The sequence below is a fragment of the Sphingomonas nostoxanthinifaciens genome (assembly GCF_019930585.1).
Classification (GTDB): domain Bacteria; phylum Pseudomonadota; class Alphaproteobacteria; order Sphingomonadales; family Sphingomonadaceae; genus Sphingomonas_I; species Sphingomonas_I nostoxanthinifaciens.
Genome location: NZ_CP082839.1, coordinates 674,644 through 689,176, shown reverse-complemented (window position 1 = coordinate 689,176; position 14,533 = coordinate 674,644). Strand labels below are relative to the sequence as shown.

The window sequence follows — 14,533 nt, the reverse complement described above, 5'->3', positions numbered from 1 at the left end:
GATCGCAGAAGGTCACGCGCGCCCGATGCGCCGCCGGCCGGCCCGGCGCAAGCGATCAGGCCGGGTCGACCACCGCCTCGCGCCGCCGCACCCGCGCAAGCAGCACCCCGCCCAGCGCCAGTGCGAAACCGACGAGCTGGAGCGGCAGCAATGTCTCGCCGAACAGCAGCCATGCCTCCAGCGCGGCGAGCGGCGGCACCAGCAGCAGCAGCGCGCTGACCCGCGTCGCGCCCTGGTGGCGCACCATCCAGACGAGCAGGGACAGGCCGGTCACCGACAGGCCGAGCACCGACCAGGCCAGCCCCGCCCACAGCGCGACGCCGCCGTTCCAGCGGGCATCCCCCGCCAGCAGCGACGCGAGCAGCGCCACGCCCGCACCGGCCGAATTCTGGACGGCGCCCGAGACGAGGATCGGATCGCCCGCCAGCTCGCCGCGCTGGATCATCGTGCCCGCCGCCATCACCGCGATCGAGACGATCGCCGGGATCACGGCGATCAGCGGCATGCCGACCGAGCCCCGCGCGATCAGCGGCTCCAGCACCAGCACGACGCCCGCCAGCCCGATCGCAAGGCCCAGCCAGCCCTTGCCCGGCAGCCGCTCACCCAGCAGCGCGAACGATGCGACCGCGATGATGAGCGGCTGCGCCGCGCCGAGCAGCGACATGATCCCCGCCGGCATCCCGCGCGCGACCGACCACCAGCTCAAGCACAGATAGAGGCCGTTGAGCAAAGCGCCCGCGAGCAGATGGAGCATCAGCCGCCGCCCGCGCGGCAGCGTCTCGCGCCGCATCGCCGCCAGTGCGGCCAGCACCAAAGCGGTCAGCGCCATCCGCGCGAACAGGATCGGCTCGGGCGCGGCATGCGGCACCATCAGCCGCGCGACGATGAAACCCGTCGACCAGACGAGCACGAACAGGATCGGAGCGAAGGCGGCGAACATCCGCAGCCTTTGCCAGCCGGATGCCGGCAGGTCGACTGATCGATGCGCCGCGACGTGTTCGCGCCGCGCACACGAAAAAGCCGGTGACGCAATCGCTGCGTCGCCGGCCTTCATGTTCGCCGCTTCGTCTGCGCGACGACAGCAATATTCGTCATTCCCGCGCAGGCGGGAATCCATTCACGCAAACGGTCCGCTCTTTGAGCGACCGCTCGGCCTATGGATCCCCGCCTGCGCGGGGATGACGGCTAGATCTGCACCTTACCGGAAGCGCGCGCCGAGCGAGACGCCGATGATGCGCGGATCGTTATAGACCGCCGCCATGTAATTCTCGATCACGCCCTTCAGGTTCTTCGCGTTGGTGATGTTCCGCGCGAACACTGCCACCTGATACTTGCCGCCGGCGAAGTCGTAGCCGAGCTTCGCGCCCGCCTCGAAATTGCCGTTCGAGTTGAACTCGAGCGTCTTGTACAGCACGAACTGCGTATAGCCCTGCAGGTTGAAGTCGCTCTCGATGAACAGCTTCGACGAGGCGGTGACCGGAATGTCGTAATGCGCGCTTAGGTTGATGTTATACTTGGGCGCGTTGGGCAGCGGATCGCCATTGATCTGCGCGTAGGTGGTGCCGCGCACGACGATCGTCGGATCGAGCACGGTGCAGACGACCTGGCCGTTGAGCGCGCATACCTGCGCGTAGACGTTCTTGTCCTTGATCTCGCTGTGCAGGTAGCTAGCACCCGCGCTCAGCGTCAGGTTGCGCACCGGCCGCACCTCGAGCTCGGCTTCGGCGCCATAGGCCACGGCCTTGCGCGCGTTGAACAGCACGCCGTTGCCGTTGGCGTCGTTGCCGTTGAGCTGGATGTTCTTCACCCGATAGCCGAAGCCGGTCAGGTTGAAGTGGACGCGGTCGTCGAGCAGCTTGGTCTTGATGCCGACTTCGCCCGACAGGTTCTTTTCCGAATTGGCGGTCGTGAACGGCGAGCCGAACACCGCCGAGCGGCCCTGGATCGTCGGCCCGCGGAAGCCGTCGGCCACGCGCGCATACAGGCTGATCGCCGAGCTGGCGGCGTACAGCGCGCTCACGTCCCAGCTCGGCTCCTTGCCGACCAGCTTCACGTCGCGCGGCGCGGTCGCCGGGAAGTTGACTGTCGTGCCGGTCGTCGCGGCCTGCAGCAGGGTGGTGTGCTTGCGATCCTCGGTATAGCGCGCGCCGCCGGTGATCGTCAGCTTGTCGAGCGTGTAGCTGATCTGACCGAAGCCCGCCCACGACGTGTTGACGTCGTGCAGCACTACGTAATTGCCGGGATTGTTGGTGTTGCTGTTGGCGGCGACGAACGGCGCGGTGAGGAAATAGCGACGCTGGTCGAACTCGGTGATGTCGCGGCTGTCGAAGTAGAAGCCGCCGACCTGCCACTTGAAGGCGCCGTCGTCCTGCGAGGCGAGGCGCACTTCCTGCGTCCACTGGCCGAGGCGGCGGATGCGGCCCTGCGATTCGCCGCAATCGATGCAGCCGCCCGCTGCGGTGAGCGGCAGCTGGCGGAAGCCGCCGTCGGTATCACCGCGGCTATAGCCGTGGGTTGTCTCGTAGGCGGTGATCGAGGTCAGCTTGGCGACACCGAGGTCGTAGCTCGCATTCACCGAGCCGCCATAGGTGTGATAGGCCTGCGGATTGTTGTCCGCCTCGTCGAACGCGACCGAGGTGCGCGATGCGTTCGAGACGTTGGTGCCCTTGGTCAGCGCGTTGCGCAGGAACAGGGTCGAGGTGCCCGAATAATCGCGCGCATGGCCCGATGCGAGGATCGACAGGCGATCGGTCGGCGTCAGCAGCAATTGCAGGCGGACGTCCTTCTCGTCGAAGCCGCCCATCACGTCCTTCTTGGGGCTGACGGTGCCGTCGGCGCTGGGGCCGGTATAGGTGTTGTCGACATAATTGTCGCGATGCTGGACGAGGCCCGACAGGCGGAACGCGATCTTGTCCTGCACGATCGGGCCGCCGATGCCGGCGTCGAGCGTGGCGGTGTTGTAGGTGCCGTAGGTCGCCTGCGCCTGGCCCTGCCACGTCTGCGTCGGGCGGGCGGTGTCGAACTTGATGATGCCGGCGGTGGTGTTGCGGCCGAACAGCGAGCCCTGCGGGCCGCGCAGCACCTCGACCTGGTTGACGTCATAGACCGGGTTCGACTTCAGCACGACATGCTCGAGGACGACGTCGTCCTGGATGATCGTCACCGGCTGCGACGCGCCGAGGTAGAAGTCGATATTGCCGAGGCCGCGAATGTAGAAGCGCGGGAAGATGCGGCCGGTGGTCGATTCGACGTACAGGCTGGGCACACGGCCGGCGAGCGTCAGCAGCGTATCGTCGCCGCCGCCGGTATAGTTGCGCAGCTGGTTGCCGCTGATGACGGCGACCGACACCGGCACCTTCTGGAGATTCTCTTCGCGCCGATTGGCGGTGACGACGATGTCGCTGAGCGCGTCGCCCTGCGGCGCGGCGGCGGCGTCCTGCGCCAGCGCGGTGCCCGAGCCGCCCATCGCGAGCAAGGATGCGCCAATCAGCAGCGCGGAGATGCGGAATGTGTTCGTCATGATGTCCCCCATTGATGACGCACGACCGGACAGCGCTCCCCGGAGGGGCGCTGCGATGCGGTCGCTTCAATCTGTTCTGTCGAGTTCGGCCGAGTGCCTCGGCTGCTGATGGGTCCGCTATTGGCCTAATAAGTCGGGATCAAGACACCCGTCCGGCGGCCGAACATTGCGGTATCCCAATGTTGCGCACGTGCAACATCATAGGATGGGGATGGCCGGGCGGCCCCTCCGTCATCCCGGACGTGATCCGGGATCCCGCTTCTCCGTTGGGTCAGCAAAGGAGGCGGGCCCCGGAGCACGTCCGGGGCGACGATACTCACACCCGCTCGAGCAACGCCATCGCGGCGGCCGGCGCGCGCACCTTCGCGCCGTTGATCATGAAGACGAACACGTCGCGCGGGCCCGATGCAGGCGCGGGCGGCTCGATATAGCGCAGCCCGTCGGGCGCCTCCCCGGCCGCCCAGCCCTTGGCGACCTCCGCCCAGCGGTCGAGCGCAGCCGCGTCATAGCCGGTCGGCACCTCCTCGTGCGCGTCCTGCAGGCGCGCATAGACGAACGGGCCGGTAAGGTCTGCGAACTGCGGATGATCCTGCGCATCGGCGACCACGATCGCGACGCCGGCGGCGCGCGCGATCGCGACGAAGGCGGGGGTGCGGAAGCTTTCGTGGCGCGGCTCGATCGCATGCGTCAGCGGCACGCCGTCGACCGCCTTCGGCAGCAGATCGAGGAACGCGCCGAAATCGTCCGGGTCGAACTGCTTGGTGCCCATGAACTGCCACAGGATCGGCCCGAGCTTCGGCCCCAGCTCCGACAGGCCTTGATTGACGAACTTCGCGATCGATTCACCCGCCTCCGCCAGCACCTTGCGGTTGGTGCAGAAGCGCGACGCCTTGACCGCGAAGACGAAATCGTCGGGCACGCGCTTCGCCCAGTCGGCCCAGGTGGCGGGCTTCTGCGTCGAGTAATAAGTGCCGTTGATCTCGATCGCGGTGACGTGGCGGCTGGCATGCTCCAGCTCGCGCGTCTTGGGGTGGCCCTTGGGATAGAAGGTCTCGCGCCACGGCTCGAACGTCCAGCCGCCGATACCGACCCGGATTGCGCCCGCCATCACTTTTCCTCCTGCAACACCGCCGCGAACGCCGCCGGATCGATGTTCGATCCCGAACAGACGATCACCGTCTCCGCGCCGTCGTCGGTCAGCCGCCCGGCGAGCCACGCGGCGAGCGCGACCGCCCCGCCCGGCTCGACCACCAGCCCGTGCGCGAAGGCGAAGCGCATCGCGGCGCGGATCTCCGCCTCGCTCACCGCTACGCCGCGCGCGCCGGCGGCATGGAGCGCGCCGAAGGTGATGTCCGCCACGCGGCGCGACTGGAGCGCGTCGCACGCGGTCGGCGGCGCGTCGGCCGGCACCTCGACGATATGGCCGAGCTCTAGCGAGCGGCGCATGTCGTCCCATCCCTCGGGCTCGACCACGACGATCTCGGCGTCGGGCAGGGCAAGCGCGATCCCCGCCGCCAGCCCGCCGCCGCCGCACGGCACAATGACGCGCGCCGGCACGTGGCCGAGCGCCGCGGCGATCTCCAGCCCCGCAGTCCCCTGCCCCTCGACCACGTCGACATCGTCGAACGACGGCACCAGTACCGCGCCGCGCCGCGCCGCCAGATCGGCGGCGATCGCCTCGCGGCTTTCGGTCGCGCGATCATAGGTGACGATCTCGGCGCCGAGCGCGCGCGTGCCGGCCAGCTTCACCGCCGGCGCATCGGCCGGCATCACGATTATCGCCGGCATCTCCAGCAGCCGCGCCGCGCGCGCGACGCCCTGCGCGTGATTGCCGGAGGAAAAGGCGACCACCCCGCGCGGCCGATCCTCGGGCGCGATCTGGACCATGCGATTGTAAGCACCGCGCAGCTTGAACGCCCCACCGCGTTGCAGCGATTCGGCCTTGATCCAGGCCTGCGCCCCGCCATGTCCCATTGGCAGCAGCGGCGTGCGCGTCACGACTCGCATGACGCGATCGAGCGCCTGTTCCACGCCCTGTCGGGACGGTTGCCTCATGTTACTAAGTCCTTGTTTTTGCACGGCTCATCCAACAACCGTGCGACCATTTTGCGTGTGGTTCGATTGCAACTTTACAGGGGGGGCACCCCTCCCTATGTAGCGCGTCCGCTGCCCCATGGGACTTCCACCGCAAGGCAGTGAACATCAACTGTAGACCGTGGGCTTGCCTGCGGCATTGGAGGTCCCTTGATTTGCACAAGCATCATAGCGCGCTGGGGCTAGCTGCCACCCCCGTCAAGACCGTCGCCGGTCTCGATATCGCCAAGGAGCGCCCGGTTCAGCCGGTCACGCTCGTTCGTCCGCACGCTGCGCATCGCGCTGCCCGGTTCTTCGTCGAGAAGTTCCAGGGTCGCTCGCTGTACGCGGTGAAGGCGAACCCCTCGCCCGATCTGCTGCGGGTGCTGTGGGAAGGCGGGATCACCCACTATGACGTCGCCTCGATCGCCGAGGTGCGGCTTGTGGCCGAGACTTTGCCGCGGGCGACGCTCTGCTTCATGCACCCGGTGAAGGCCGAGGAGGCGATCACCGCCGCTTACCACACCTATGGGGTGCGCACCTTCTCGCTCGACTCGATGGAAGAGCTTGAAAAGATCGTCCGCGCGACCGCGGCCGAGGACGGCACGGCGGCAAGCGACCTCACGCTCTGCGTGCGGCTGCGCGTCTCCTCCGATCACGCCAAGCTCAGCCTCGCCGCGAAGTTCGGCGCGGTGCCCGGCGAGACCAAGGAGCTGCTGTTCGCGGCCCGCCAGGCGGCGGACGCGCTCGGCATCTGCTTCCACGTCGGCAGCCAGGCGATGAGCCCGCAGGCCTATGTCCAGGCGCTCGCCCGCGTCCGCGCGGCGATCGTCGAGGCGGCGGTCACGGTCGACGTGATCGACGTCGGCGGCGGCTTCCCCTCGGTCTATCCGGGCATGACTCCGGCGCCGCTGGAGGCCTATTTCGACGCGATCCACGATGCGTTCGAGGCGCTGCCCGTCAGCTATTCGGCCGAATTGTGGGCCGAGCCGGGCCGTGCGCTCTCCGCCGAATATTCCAGCGTGCTGGTGCGCGTGGAGCGTCGCCGCGGCGACCAGCTCTACATCAACGACGGCGCCTATGGCGCGCTGTTCGATGCGGCGCATATCGGCTGGCGCTTCCCGGTGACGTTGGTCCGCGAGGGCGGTTCGGATGCGAAGCCGATCCCGTTCAGCTTCTACGGGCCGACCTGCGACGATATGGATCACATGGCGGGCCCGTTCCTGCTGCCGGCCGATATCGGGCCGGGCGACTATATCGAGATCGGCATGCTCGGCGCTTATGGCTCGGCCATGCGCACCGCGTTCAACGGCTTCACCAATGGCGCGACGATGATCGCCGCCGACGAGCCGATGGCGAGCCTCTACGTCGAGGCGGGCGAAGCGCTCGATACGCGGACGGCCAACGTCTTCAAGCTGTAACGCAGCGGTATAATTGAAGGTTTTCGGCGGGGCGGCGTGTCGCCCCGCCGCTTTTCGGGTTTCCGCGTCCCCGCAAACGACGACGGCGGTCTCACCGCAAGGAGCGCACCTCCATGAACACCCCGACCAACGACACCCGGAAGGCCGAGCTGCTCTCCACCACCGTCGAGCATATCGACATCACCACCTTCGACGCGCGCCCGATCGTCGACGCGATGGCGAAGATGAGCTTCACCAGCCGCGACCTCGGCCGCGCGACCAGCATCTACAACCAGATGCTGGCCGATCCCGATTGCACGATCTTCCTCGTCATCGCCGGCTCGACCTCGGCCGGCGGCTGCATGGACCTCTATGCCGAGCTGCTGCGCAACAACATGGTCGACGGCATCGTCGCCACCGGCGCGTCGATCGTCGACATGGATTTCTTCGAGGGCCTCGGCCACAAGCATTATCAGGCGCTCGACGTGCCCGATGACGATACGCTGCGCTCGCTGCTGATCGACCGGATCTACGATACCTATATCGACGAAGAGCAGCTGCAGGATTGCGACCACACGATCTACGCGATCGCCAACTCGCTCGAGCCCAAGCCCTATTCCAGCCGCGCCTTCATCCGTGAGATGGGCAAGTATCTGGTCGAGCACGGCAAGAAGGAGAGCAGCCTCGTCAAGCTCGCCTACGAGCATGACGTGCCGATCTTCTGCCCGGCGTTCGTCGACAGCTCGGCCGGCTTCGGGCTGGTCAAGCACCAGGTCGATCGCGCCAAGGAGGGCAAGCCCTACATGGTGCTCGACGCGATCGCCGACTTCCGCGAGCTGACCGACATCAAGATCAAGGCGGGCACCACCGGCCTGCTGATGATCGGCGGCGGCGTGCCGAAGAACTTCATCCAGGACACGGTCGTGTGCGCCGAGATCCTCGGCCACGACGACGTGCAGGTCCACAAATATGCGGTGCAGATCACTGTGGCGGACGTGCGCGACGGCGCCTGCTCGTCCTCGACGCTGCAGGAGGCCGCATCGTGGGGCAAGGTCAACACCGGCATCGAGCAGATGGTGTTCGCCGAGGCGGGCAGCGTGATGCCGCTGCTGGCGTCCGACGCCTATCATCGCGGCCACTGGAAGGATCGTGCGAAGCGCGCCTGGGGCAAGCTCTTCGCCTGATCCGTAACGGTCAGCGGCCATCGGCCGCTCGATCGGAGCCGGATTGACGTCAACGCGGAGGCGCGCGGCGCCCCCGCGTTGACGATCAGGCCCTAGTGGTGATGGCCGCCGCCACCGCCATGCCCGTGGAAGCCGGGGCCGCCGCGGAAATTGCCGGGACCATGGACCGGCTGGAAATTGCCCGGTCGGCCTGCGGGCCGATCGTGGAAGAAGTGGCCGCCGCGATCGCGTACGTAGCGATGGCCCGGCCCGCGCGAATAATAGAAGCTGTCGCCGGGGCCCCAATAGCCGTCGTAGAAGGCGCCATAGCCGCCGTCATAATAAGCATCGTAGCCGATCGGGCCGCCCGGCCCCGGACCCGGCCCATAATAATCGCCGACGCAGCCCGACAGGGACAGCGCAGCGCCGATCCCCAGGATAAGTTTCTTGTTCACGATCATACCTTTCGCGGCCGCTTTGCACGGTCGGAGAGGGAATGCGCGAGGATGGCCGAGGGTTGCGCCTTGCGGGCCTTGACCGCCGGCGGCGTCCCACCGGCACGACAAGCACGCCGCGTGGGTCAGCCCGCCAGCGCCGCCGTCGTCGCGCGGATCACCACCTTCTCGGCGTCGGTCAGATAGGGGTTCCACGCATCGATGATCAGGATGGCGCGCGGCGCGGCGCTGTCGTTCCACGCCTCATGCTCGATCGTGTCGTCGAAGCCCCACGCGACGCCCTCCTGCCATTCGCGCGTCTCGCCGCCGACGCGGAAGCCGCAGCCGGGCGGTACCACCAGAGGCAGGTGGACGGTGGTGCGGACGTTGGTGGTGCCGGTGTGCGCCGGAATGCGCGTGTGCGGCTCCAGCAGCGAGAACATCACGGTCGGCCCGCGCCCGGATATGTCGATCAGCGGCAGCCGCTCCATCACCGCCGCCGTCTGCGGGCACAGGTCGCAATTGGCGTCGAGCCGCGCGCCATCCTTCCACAGGAAGAAGGCGCCCCAATCGGCCGAGTGGTTGAGCGCCGCCCACTGGTTGACCGGCACGCCCGGCGCGAACTGGACGTAGGGGTCGAAGCGCCGGTCGCCCGCCTTGAGCGCGAGAAATTCGGCGCGGATCGCGGACGTCGCCGCCTCCAGCTCCGCGAACCACGGGAACAGCGCGCGATCGAAATATTCGCAGGCCGGCAGGAACGGAAACAGCTCGCCGGTCGGCTCGGGCCAATAGATGCGTCGTCGCCCCGCGATCGCATCGACATAGGCACGCGCGCGCGACGGCACGTCGATCGCGGCGACGGCGCCGTCGAGCACAGCCCCGCGCGCGGCATCGTCTTCCGCGATCAGCGCGCGGCCATGCGCCAGCGCGGCGCGCAGCTCGGGCGGCAGGCCCTCCTCGCTCGGCGTCGTCCGGGCAAGCGCGCGATAGAGCCGCACCGCCGCCGCACGCGCGCCGCGCCGCTCCTCGGCCTGCGCCTTGTGCAGCAGAGCGGGCAGCAGATAGGGATCGAGCGCGATCGCGCGATCGAGGCTGGCAATCTCCGCCGCCGGCCCCGCGCCCGCCGCCAGCTGCGCGCGCGCCAGCGCCAGCCACAAAGGCGGCGCCGCCGGATCAGCCTCGGCGGCCCGCGCCAGCAACGTCACCGCCGCACCGGGGCGGCCCTGCGCGAGATCGAGCTGGGCGAGCGCGTGGAGCGCGTGCGGGTCGCGCGGGCTCTGCGCCACCAGCCGCTCGAGCCGCGCGCGCGCGTCGGCGGCAGCCCCCTGCCGGAACGCTGCCATCGCGCCCGCAATCTCCGCCTTCGCCGCGTTCGTCGCCATGCCCCGCCCGTTCAGTCGCGCGCCGTGCGCAGCCAGCCGGTGATCGCGTAGCGCCGATAGGCGGCGGCCGGCGAAACCAGAGATACGCTGTGCACCTGCGGCACGTCAAAGAGGTCGAGGCAGTTGAAGCCCGGCGCCATGCCCTCGATCGCGCCACCGTCGCGGTGGAACAAGAGCAGCCCGCCCCAGTCGACCCGCCATTCGGCGGTGAGCCCCAGCACGTAGGCGGCGCGCCGATGCTTGCCCGCCACGGCGTCGTCGTGCGCGGTGAGGAAGTCGCCGGGCGCGTAGGCGGTCGCCTGCCCGTCGGCGAAGGCGATGTCGTGATGGCCGGTGATGTCGCGCAGCAGATCGCGCACGGGTCCACCCGACAGCCAGTGCGGCCACGCCGCCAGCCCCTCGCCGCCATCGCCGTCGCCATCGGCAAAGCGGATCGCCTCGTAGCGATGCTGGAAGCCGTCGCGCGCGCCGTTCATCACCGCCTGCTCCAGCGCGGCGGCCTGTTCGGCAGGCATCGAAGCGCGCGCGGCACGATCGAGCTCGAAGATCTTGGCGCCGCTGTTGAGAATCTGGCGCCAATCCTCGCGCCCGCGCAGCTCGGCCACGATCGCCGCGGCGACCGGCTCGGCGAGGAACGGCTGGATGCGAACGTGGCCGGTCTCGGCGAAGCGCCGGCGCAGCGCGACGCGATCGATCGTCGGCGCCAGCGCGAACATCGTCAGCGCGGCGCTGCGGCGGGCATCGGGCCGGCGAGCAGCAGCGGATCGATGCGCTGATCCTTCCACGTCATGCCCCAATGGAGGTGCGGCCCGGTCGCGCGGCCGGTCGCGCCGATCAACCCGATCTCCTGCCCCTGCCGCACATGATCGCCATTGTGCACCTCGATCGCCGACAGGTGCATCAGCGCGCTGATGAGGCCGAAGCCGTGATCGATCATCACCAGATTGCCCTCCAGCGTGAAGGCATGATCGGTCGCCAGCACCACCACGCCATCGGCGGGTGCGCGCGCAGGCGTGCCGGCGATGCTCGGCGCGTCGGGATAGCGGGCGATGTCGAGCCCGCCATGATATTGGCCGCGCACCCCGCCCTTGTAGATGCGTTGCGAGCCGAACAAAGTGCTGATCCGCCCGTAGGCTGGCCACGCGAAATGCTGGCGCCAGCCGTCGCTGTCGGCATTCGCCGCCTTGGCCGCGGCGATCTGTGCGAGCTCGGGCGCGCGCAGCCGCTCGAACGCCGCGCTGGGCGTGCCGCCGCCGAACAATGTGTCGATCGTCGAGATGTCCCACGCGCGCGGCGCGACCGTCAACGGTAGCCGCAGCAGACGCCCGTCCTGCATCCGCGCCTCCAGCAGAGCGGACGGCGCGGCATCGCGACCAAAGCCGATGAGGAAGCGGCCGTCGGCGGCGACGCGCACCGGCTGGCCGTCGAGCAGCAGCAAGGCGGTGCCCTGCGGCGCGAGGCCCGTCAGCAGCGCGCCCTGGCCGGGCGTGCCCTGCAGCCCGAACATCGCCATGCCCACCATTGTCGACGGCGGCGGCGCGATCGGCTGGCCGGGCGCCGGCGGCGGGGTCGGCGGCCCAGGCGGCACGGCACGCCGCGTCGGGGCGACGCAGGCGGTGGCGAGCAGCAGCAATGCCACCGAACGGAGTGGCTTCAACCCTTGCGCTCCGCCTCGGTCGACAGAGCGGCGCTGGAATAGGCCTCCTGCCGCGCGACCGACCAGTAACGCAAATCCTCGAGCGGAATGCGCTCGCCCGACATGCCGCAGACGACATGGTCGCCGGGCGACAGCACGCGGAAGGCGTTGGCCATGAAATGGAGGCGGGCGGGTTTGCCCTGTGCCATCAGCATCGGTGAAGCAGCCTTTTCGTCATATTCAGAGCAGGCTCGGCTGCTCGGGCTTCGTTTTGTCATAAGCCGGGCGGCCCGTCGCCTCAACCCGTGCCGCAACGGATCCATCGGCGAAGACCAACGTCACCGCGCCGGCGGTGCGCGCGGCGGTGGCGCTGGCGACGGTACGACCGGCGCGCGTCTCCACCCGCGCATAGCCGCGCGCGAGCGGCCGATCGGGGTGGAGCTGCTCGGCCAGCCGCCACAGCCGCCCCAGCCGGTCGCGTGCATCGTCGATCCGCACCGTCACCAGAGCGGGGCGGAGCCGCACCGCCGCCAGCCGCTCGCGCCCGCGCGTCACCTTCGCCTGCAGCAAAGCCGGCCGCATCGCGCCCGCCGCCTGCGCCAACTCGCCGCGCGCGACCGCGAGCGAGCGCGACAGCGCGCGCGGCAGCCGGTCGGACAGGTCGTCCAGCCGCTGGCGCTGCGGCCCGAGCAACCGATCGGGGCTCGGCAGATGGCGCGCGACCGCCGCCAGCCGCTCGGCGGCATGCTCGCGATAGCGATTGACACAGCGCGCCGTCCGCGCGCCGAGGGTGCGCACCTGCATCAGCAGCTCGGCGCGGACCGGCACCGCCATCTCGGCGGCGGCGGTCGGCGTCGGCGCGCGCCGGTCGGCGGCGAAATCGCACAACGTGACGTCGGTCTCGTGGCCAACCGCGGAGATCACCGGGATCGGCGAGCCCGCCACCGCGCGCACCACCACATCCTCGTTGAACGCCCACAGATCCTCGATCGAGCCGCCGCCGCGCGCGACGATGATGAGGTCGGGCGGGGTCGGCAACGCCGCAAAGCCCGTCACCGCCGCCGCCACCTGCGCCGCCGCGCCCTCACCCTGCACCGCGACCGGCCAGACGATGACGTGGGTCGGGCAGCGATCCTCCAGCCGGTGGAGGATGTCGCGGATGACCGCGCCGGTGGGCGAGGTGACGACGCCGATCCGCGCCGGCAGGAACGGCAACGGCCGCTTGCGCTCCTCCGCGAACAATCCCTCGGAAGCCAGAGCGCGGCGGCGCTGGTCGAGCAACGCCATCAGCGCGCCCTGCCCCGCCAGCTCCAGCCGCTCGATCACGATCTGGTAGCGCGAGCGGCCGGGATAGGTGGTCAGTCGGCCGGTGGCGATCACCTCGGCGCCATCCTCCGGCCGGAACGCGACCGGCGTGCCCTTCCAGATCACCGCGTCGAGGCAGGCGCGATCATCCTTGAGCGTGAGGTAGGAGTGGCCCGAGCCGACGCGCTTGAACCCCGAAATCTCGCCGCGCACGCGCACGTGCGAAAATGCATCCTCGACCGAGCGCTTGAGCGCGCCCGACAGCTCCGACACTGATAGTGCGGGCGAATTGTCGCCGGCGACATCCTCCGCTAACAGCCGGCCGTCTTCCGGGAGATATGTCGAAGCCATGAAGGTATTGCTCATCGGTTCGGGTGGGCGCGAGCATGCGCTTGCGTGGAAGCTCGCGCAATCGCCGCGACTGACGCAGCTCTACGCCGCCCCGGGCAATCCGGGAATGGCCGCGGTCGCCGAATGCGTCGATCTCGATCCGAACCACGTCGAGGCGATCGTCGCCTTCGCGCGCGACGAGAATGTCGGGCTGGTGGTGGTCGGGCCGGAGGCGCCGCTCGTGGCAGGCCTCGCCGACCAGCTGATCGCCGACGGCGTGCTGGTGTTCGGCCCCACCGCCGCCGCCGCGCGGCTGGAGGGTTCGAAGGGCTTCACCAAGGATCTGTGCGCGCGCACCGGCATCCCGACCGCCGCCTATCAGCGCTTCACCGATCTTGCCGCGGCGCGCGCCGCGCTGCCGCGCTACGGCCTGCCGGTGGTGGTGAAGGCCGACGGGCTCGCCGCCGGCAAGGGCGTGGTCGTCGCCGAGACGACCGACCAGGCCGAGGCCGCGCTCACCGACATGCTGGCGCAGCCCGGCGCCGAGGTTGTGATCGAACAGTTCCTGGTAGGCGAGGAAGCGAGCTTCTTCGCGCTCGCCGACGGGCGCAGCGCGATCGCATTCGGTACCGCGCAGGATCACAAGCGCGTCGGCGACGGCGATGTCGGCCCGAATACCGGCGGCATGGGTGCCTACAGCCCCGCCTCGATCGTCACGCCCGCCATCGCCGAGCGCGTGATGGCGGAGATCATCCGGCCGACGGTCGATGCGCTGGCCGCGGACGGCACGCCTTATTCGGGCGTGCTCTTCGCCGGGCTGATGCTGACCGCCGAGGGCCCCCAGCTGATCGAATATAATTGCCGCTTCGGCGATCCCGAGGCGCAGGTGCTGATGATGCGGCTGGACGGCGATCTGCTCCCTGTCCTGCTCGCGGTCGCAGAGGGGCGGCTGGGCGACGCGGCGGCGCGCTTCGACGACAAAGCGGCGCTGACGGTCGTGATGGCCGCCGACGGTTATCCGGGCACGCCCGCCAAAGGCGGCGCGATCGACGGTATTGCGGCGGCGGAGGCGACCGGCGCGCGCGTGTTCCAGGCGGGCACCGCGCTGGCCGACGGCCGGCTCGTCGCCAATGGCGGCCGCGTGCTGGCGGTCACCGCAACCGGGGACAGCGTGACGGCGGCACGCGAAGCGGCCTATCGCGGGGTGGACGCGATCGACTTCCCCACCGGCTTCTGCCGCCGCGACATCGGCTGGCGCGAAGTGGAGCGCGAGGGCGGCCGCTAACGATC

13 protein-coding genes are annotated in these 14,533 nt (G+C 69.4%); 3 read left to right on the top strand and 10 right to left on the bottom strand.

Annotated features, from left to right (window positions below; genetic code table 11):
* Window positions 1-55 precede the first annotated feature (55 nt).
* The 4 genes from K8P63_RS03130 to K8P63_RS03115 form a co-directional block, all read right to left on the bottom strand.
* Complete coding sequence (locus tag K8P63_RS03130) at window positions 56-940, bottom strand: DMT family transporter (protein ID WP_223798425.1); 885 nt, start codon at window positions 938-940, stop codon at window positions 56-58.
* Window positions 941-1,198: 258 nt separating this feature from the next.
* Window positions 1,199-3,520 carry a TonB-dependent receptor gene (locus tag K8P63_RS03125; RefSeq protein ID WP_223798424.1) on the bottom strand — a complete coding sequence of 774 codons (2,322 nt, stop codon included), beginning with the start codon at window positions 3,518-3,520 and terminating at the stop codon, window positions 1,199-1,201.
* Window positions 3,521-3,836: 316 nt separating this feature from the next.
* The gene (locus tag K8P63_RS03120) at window positions 3,837-4,628 is read right to left on the bottom strand and encodes a DUF72 domain-containing protein (protein WP_223798423.1); all 792 of its coding nucleotides are present in this window, start codon (window positions 4,626-4,628) and stop codon (window positions 3,837-3,839) included.
* Complete coding sequence (locus K8P63_RS03115) at window positions 4,628-5,575, bottom strand: threonine ammonia-lyase (RefSeq protein ID WP_223798422.1); 948 nt, start codon at window positions 5,573-5,575, stop codon at window positions 4,628-4,630. The genes K8P63_RS03120 and K8P63_RS03115 overlap by 1 nt, the downstream gene beginning before the upstream one ends.
* Before the next feature lie 194 nt (window positions 5,576-5,769).
* Between K8P63_RS03115 and K8P63_RS03110 the strand changes: the two genes are divergently transcribed.
* Window positions 5,770-7,014 (top strand): type III PLP-dependent enzyme, encoded by a 1,245-nt coding sequence (locus K8P63_RS03110; RefSeq protein WP_223798421.1) that lies wholly within the window; start codon window positions 5,770-5,772, stop codon window positions 7,012-7,014.
* Window positions 7,015-7,127: 113 nt separating this feature from the next.
* Complete coding sequence (locus tag K8P63_RS03105) at window positions 7,128-8,177, top strand: 1,9-bis(guanidino)-5-aza-nonane synthase (protein ID WP_223798420.1); 1,050 nt, start codon at window positions 7,128-7,130, stop codon at window positions 8,175-8,177.
* A 92-nt stretch (window positions 8,178-8,269) separates the two neighbouring features.
* Here the strand turns inward: K8P63_RS03105 and K8P63_RS03100 are convergent, their stop codons facing one another.
* From K8P63_RS03100 to xseA, 6 genes are all read right to left on the bottom strand, one after another.
* Window positions 8,270-8,611 carry a hypothetical protein gene (locus K8P63_RS03100; RefSeq protein WP_223798419.1) on the bottom strand — a complete coding sequence of 114 codons (342 nt, stop codon included), beginning with the start codon at window positions 8,609-8,611 and terminating at the stop codon, window positions 8,270-8,272.
* 125 nt (window positions 8,612-8,736) lie between these two features.
* Entirely contained in the window at window positions 8,737-9,972 is a 1,236-nt protein-coding gene (locus K8P63_RS03095; RefSeq protein ID WP_223798418.1) for an aspartyl/asparaginyl beta-hydroxylase domain-containing protein, read from the bottom strand.
* 11 nt (window positions 9,973-9,983) lie between these two features.
* The gene (locus K8P63_RS03090; RefSeq protein WP_223798417.1) at window positions 9,984-10,688 is read right to left on the bottom strand and encodes a 2OG-Fe(II) oxygenase; all 705 of its coding nucleotides are present in this window, start codon (window positions 10,686-10,688) and stop codon (window positions 9,984-9,986) included.
* 2 nt (window positions 10,689-10,690) lie between these two features.
* Entirely contained in the window at window positions 10,691-11,629 is a 939-nt protein-coding gene (locus tag K8P63_RS03085; protein ID WP_223798416.1) for a M23 family metallopeptidase, read from the bottom strand.
* Window positions 11,626-11,823 carry a DUF2093 domain-containing protein gene (locus tag K8P63_RS03080; protein ID WP_223798415.1) on the bottom strand — a complete coding sequence of 66 codons (198 nt, stop codon included), beginning with the start codon at window positions 11,821-11,823 and terminating at the stop codon, window positions 11,626-11,628. Before K8P63_RS03080 ends, K8P63_RS03085 begins: the two co-directional genes overlap by 4 nt.
* A gap of 25 nt (window positions 11,824-11,848) precedes the next feature.
* On the bottom strand, window positions 11,849-13,264 hold the full coding sequence (gene xseA / locus K8P63_RS03075; RefSeq protein WP_223798414.1) for an exodeoxyribonuclease VII large subunit: 1,416 nt from the start codon (window positions 13,262-13,264) through the stop codon (window positions 11,849-11,851).
* Between xseA and purD the strand changes: the two genes are divergently transcribed.
* Complete coding sequence (purD, locus tag K8P63_RS03070) at window positions 13,263-14,528, top strand: phosphoribosylamine--glycine ligase (protein WP_223798413.1); 1,266 nt, start codon at window positions 13,263-13,265, stop codon at window positions 14,526-14,528. The two genes, xseA and purD, sit on opposite strands and share 2 nt — an antisense overlap.
* Window positions 14,529-14,533 lie beyond the last annotated feature (5 nt).

What these genes read in the sequence shown, in the direction of transcription:
- K8P63_RS03095 (WP_223798418.1), bottom strand. Translation starts at nt 9,972, where the DNA reads ATGGCGACGAACGCGGCGAAGGCGGAGATTGCGGGCGCGATGGCAGCG.
- K8P63_RS03105 (WP_223798420.1), top strand. Translation starts at nt 7,128, where the DNA reads ATGAACACCCCGACCAACGACACCCGGAAGGCCGAGCTGCTCTCCACC.
- K8P63_RS03080 (WP_223798415.1), bottom strand. Translation starts at nt 11,823, where the DNA reads ATGCTGATGGCACAGGGCAAACCCGCCCGCCTCCATTTCATGGCCAAC.
- K8P63_RS03130 (WP_223798425.1), bottom strand. Translation starts at nt 940, where the DNA reads ATGTTCGCCGCCTTCGCTCCGATCCTGTTCGTGCTCGTCTGGTCGACG.
- purD (WP_223798413.1), top strand. Translation starts at nt 13,263, where the DNA reads ATGAAGGTATTGCTCATCGGTTCGGGTGGGCGCGAGCATGCGCTTGCG.
- xseA (WP_223798414.1), bottom strand. Translation starts at nt 13,264, where the DNA reads ATGGCTTCGACATATCTCCCGGAAGACGGCCGGCTGTTAGCGGAGGAT.
- K8P63_RS03120 (WP_223798423.1), bottom strand. Translation starts at nt 4,628, where the DNA reads ATGGCGGGCGCAATCCGGGTCGGTATCGGCGGCTGGACGTTCGAGCCG.
- K8P63_RS03090 (WP_223798417.1), bottom strand. Translation starts at nt 10,688, where the DNA reads ATGTTCGCGCTGGCGCCGACGATCGATCGCGTCGCGCTGCGCCGGCGC.
- K8P63_RS03115 (WP_223798422.1), bottom strand. Translation starts at nt 5,575, where the DNA reads ATGAGGCAACCGTCCCGACAGGGCGTGGAACAGGCGCTCGATCGCGTC.
- K8P63_RS03125 (WP_223798424.1), bottom strand. Translation starts at nt 3,520, where the DNA reads ATGACGAACACATTCCGCATCTCCGCGCTGCTGATTGGCGCATCCTTG.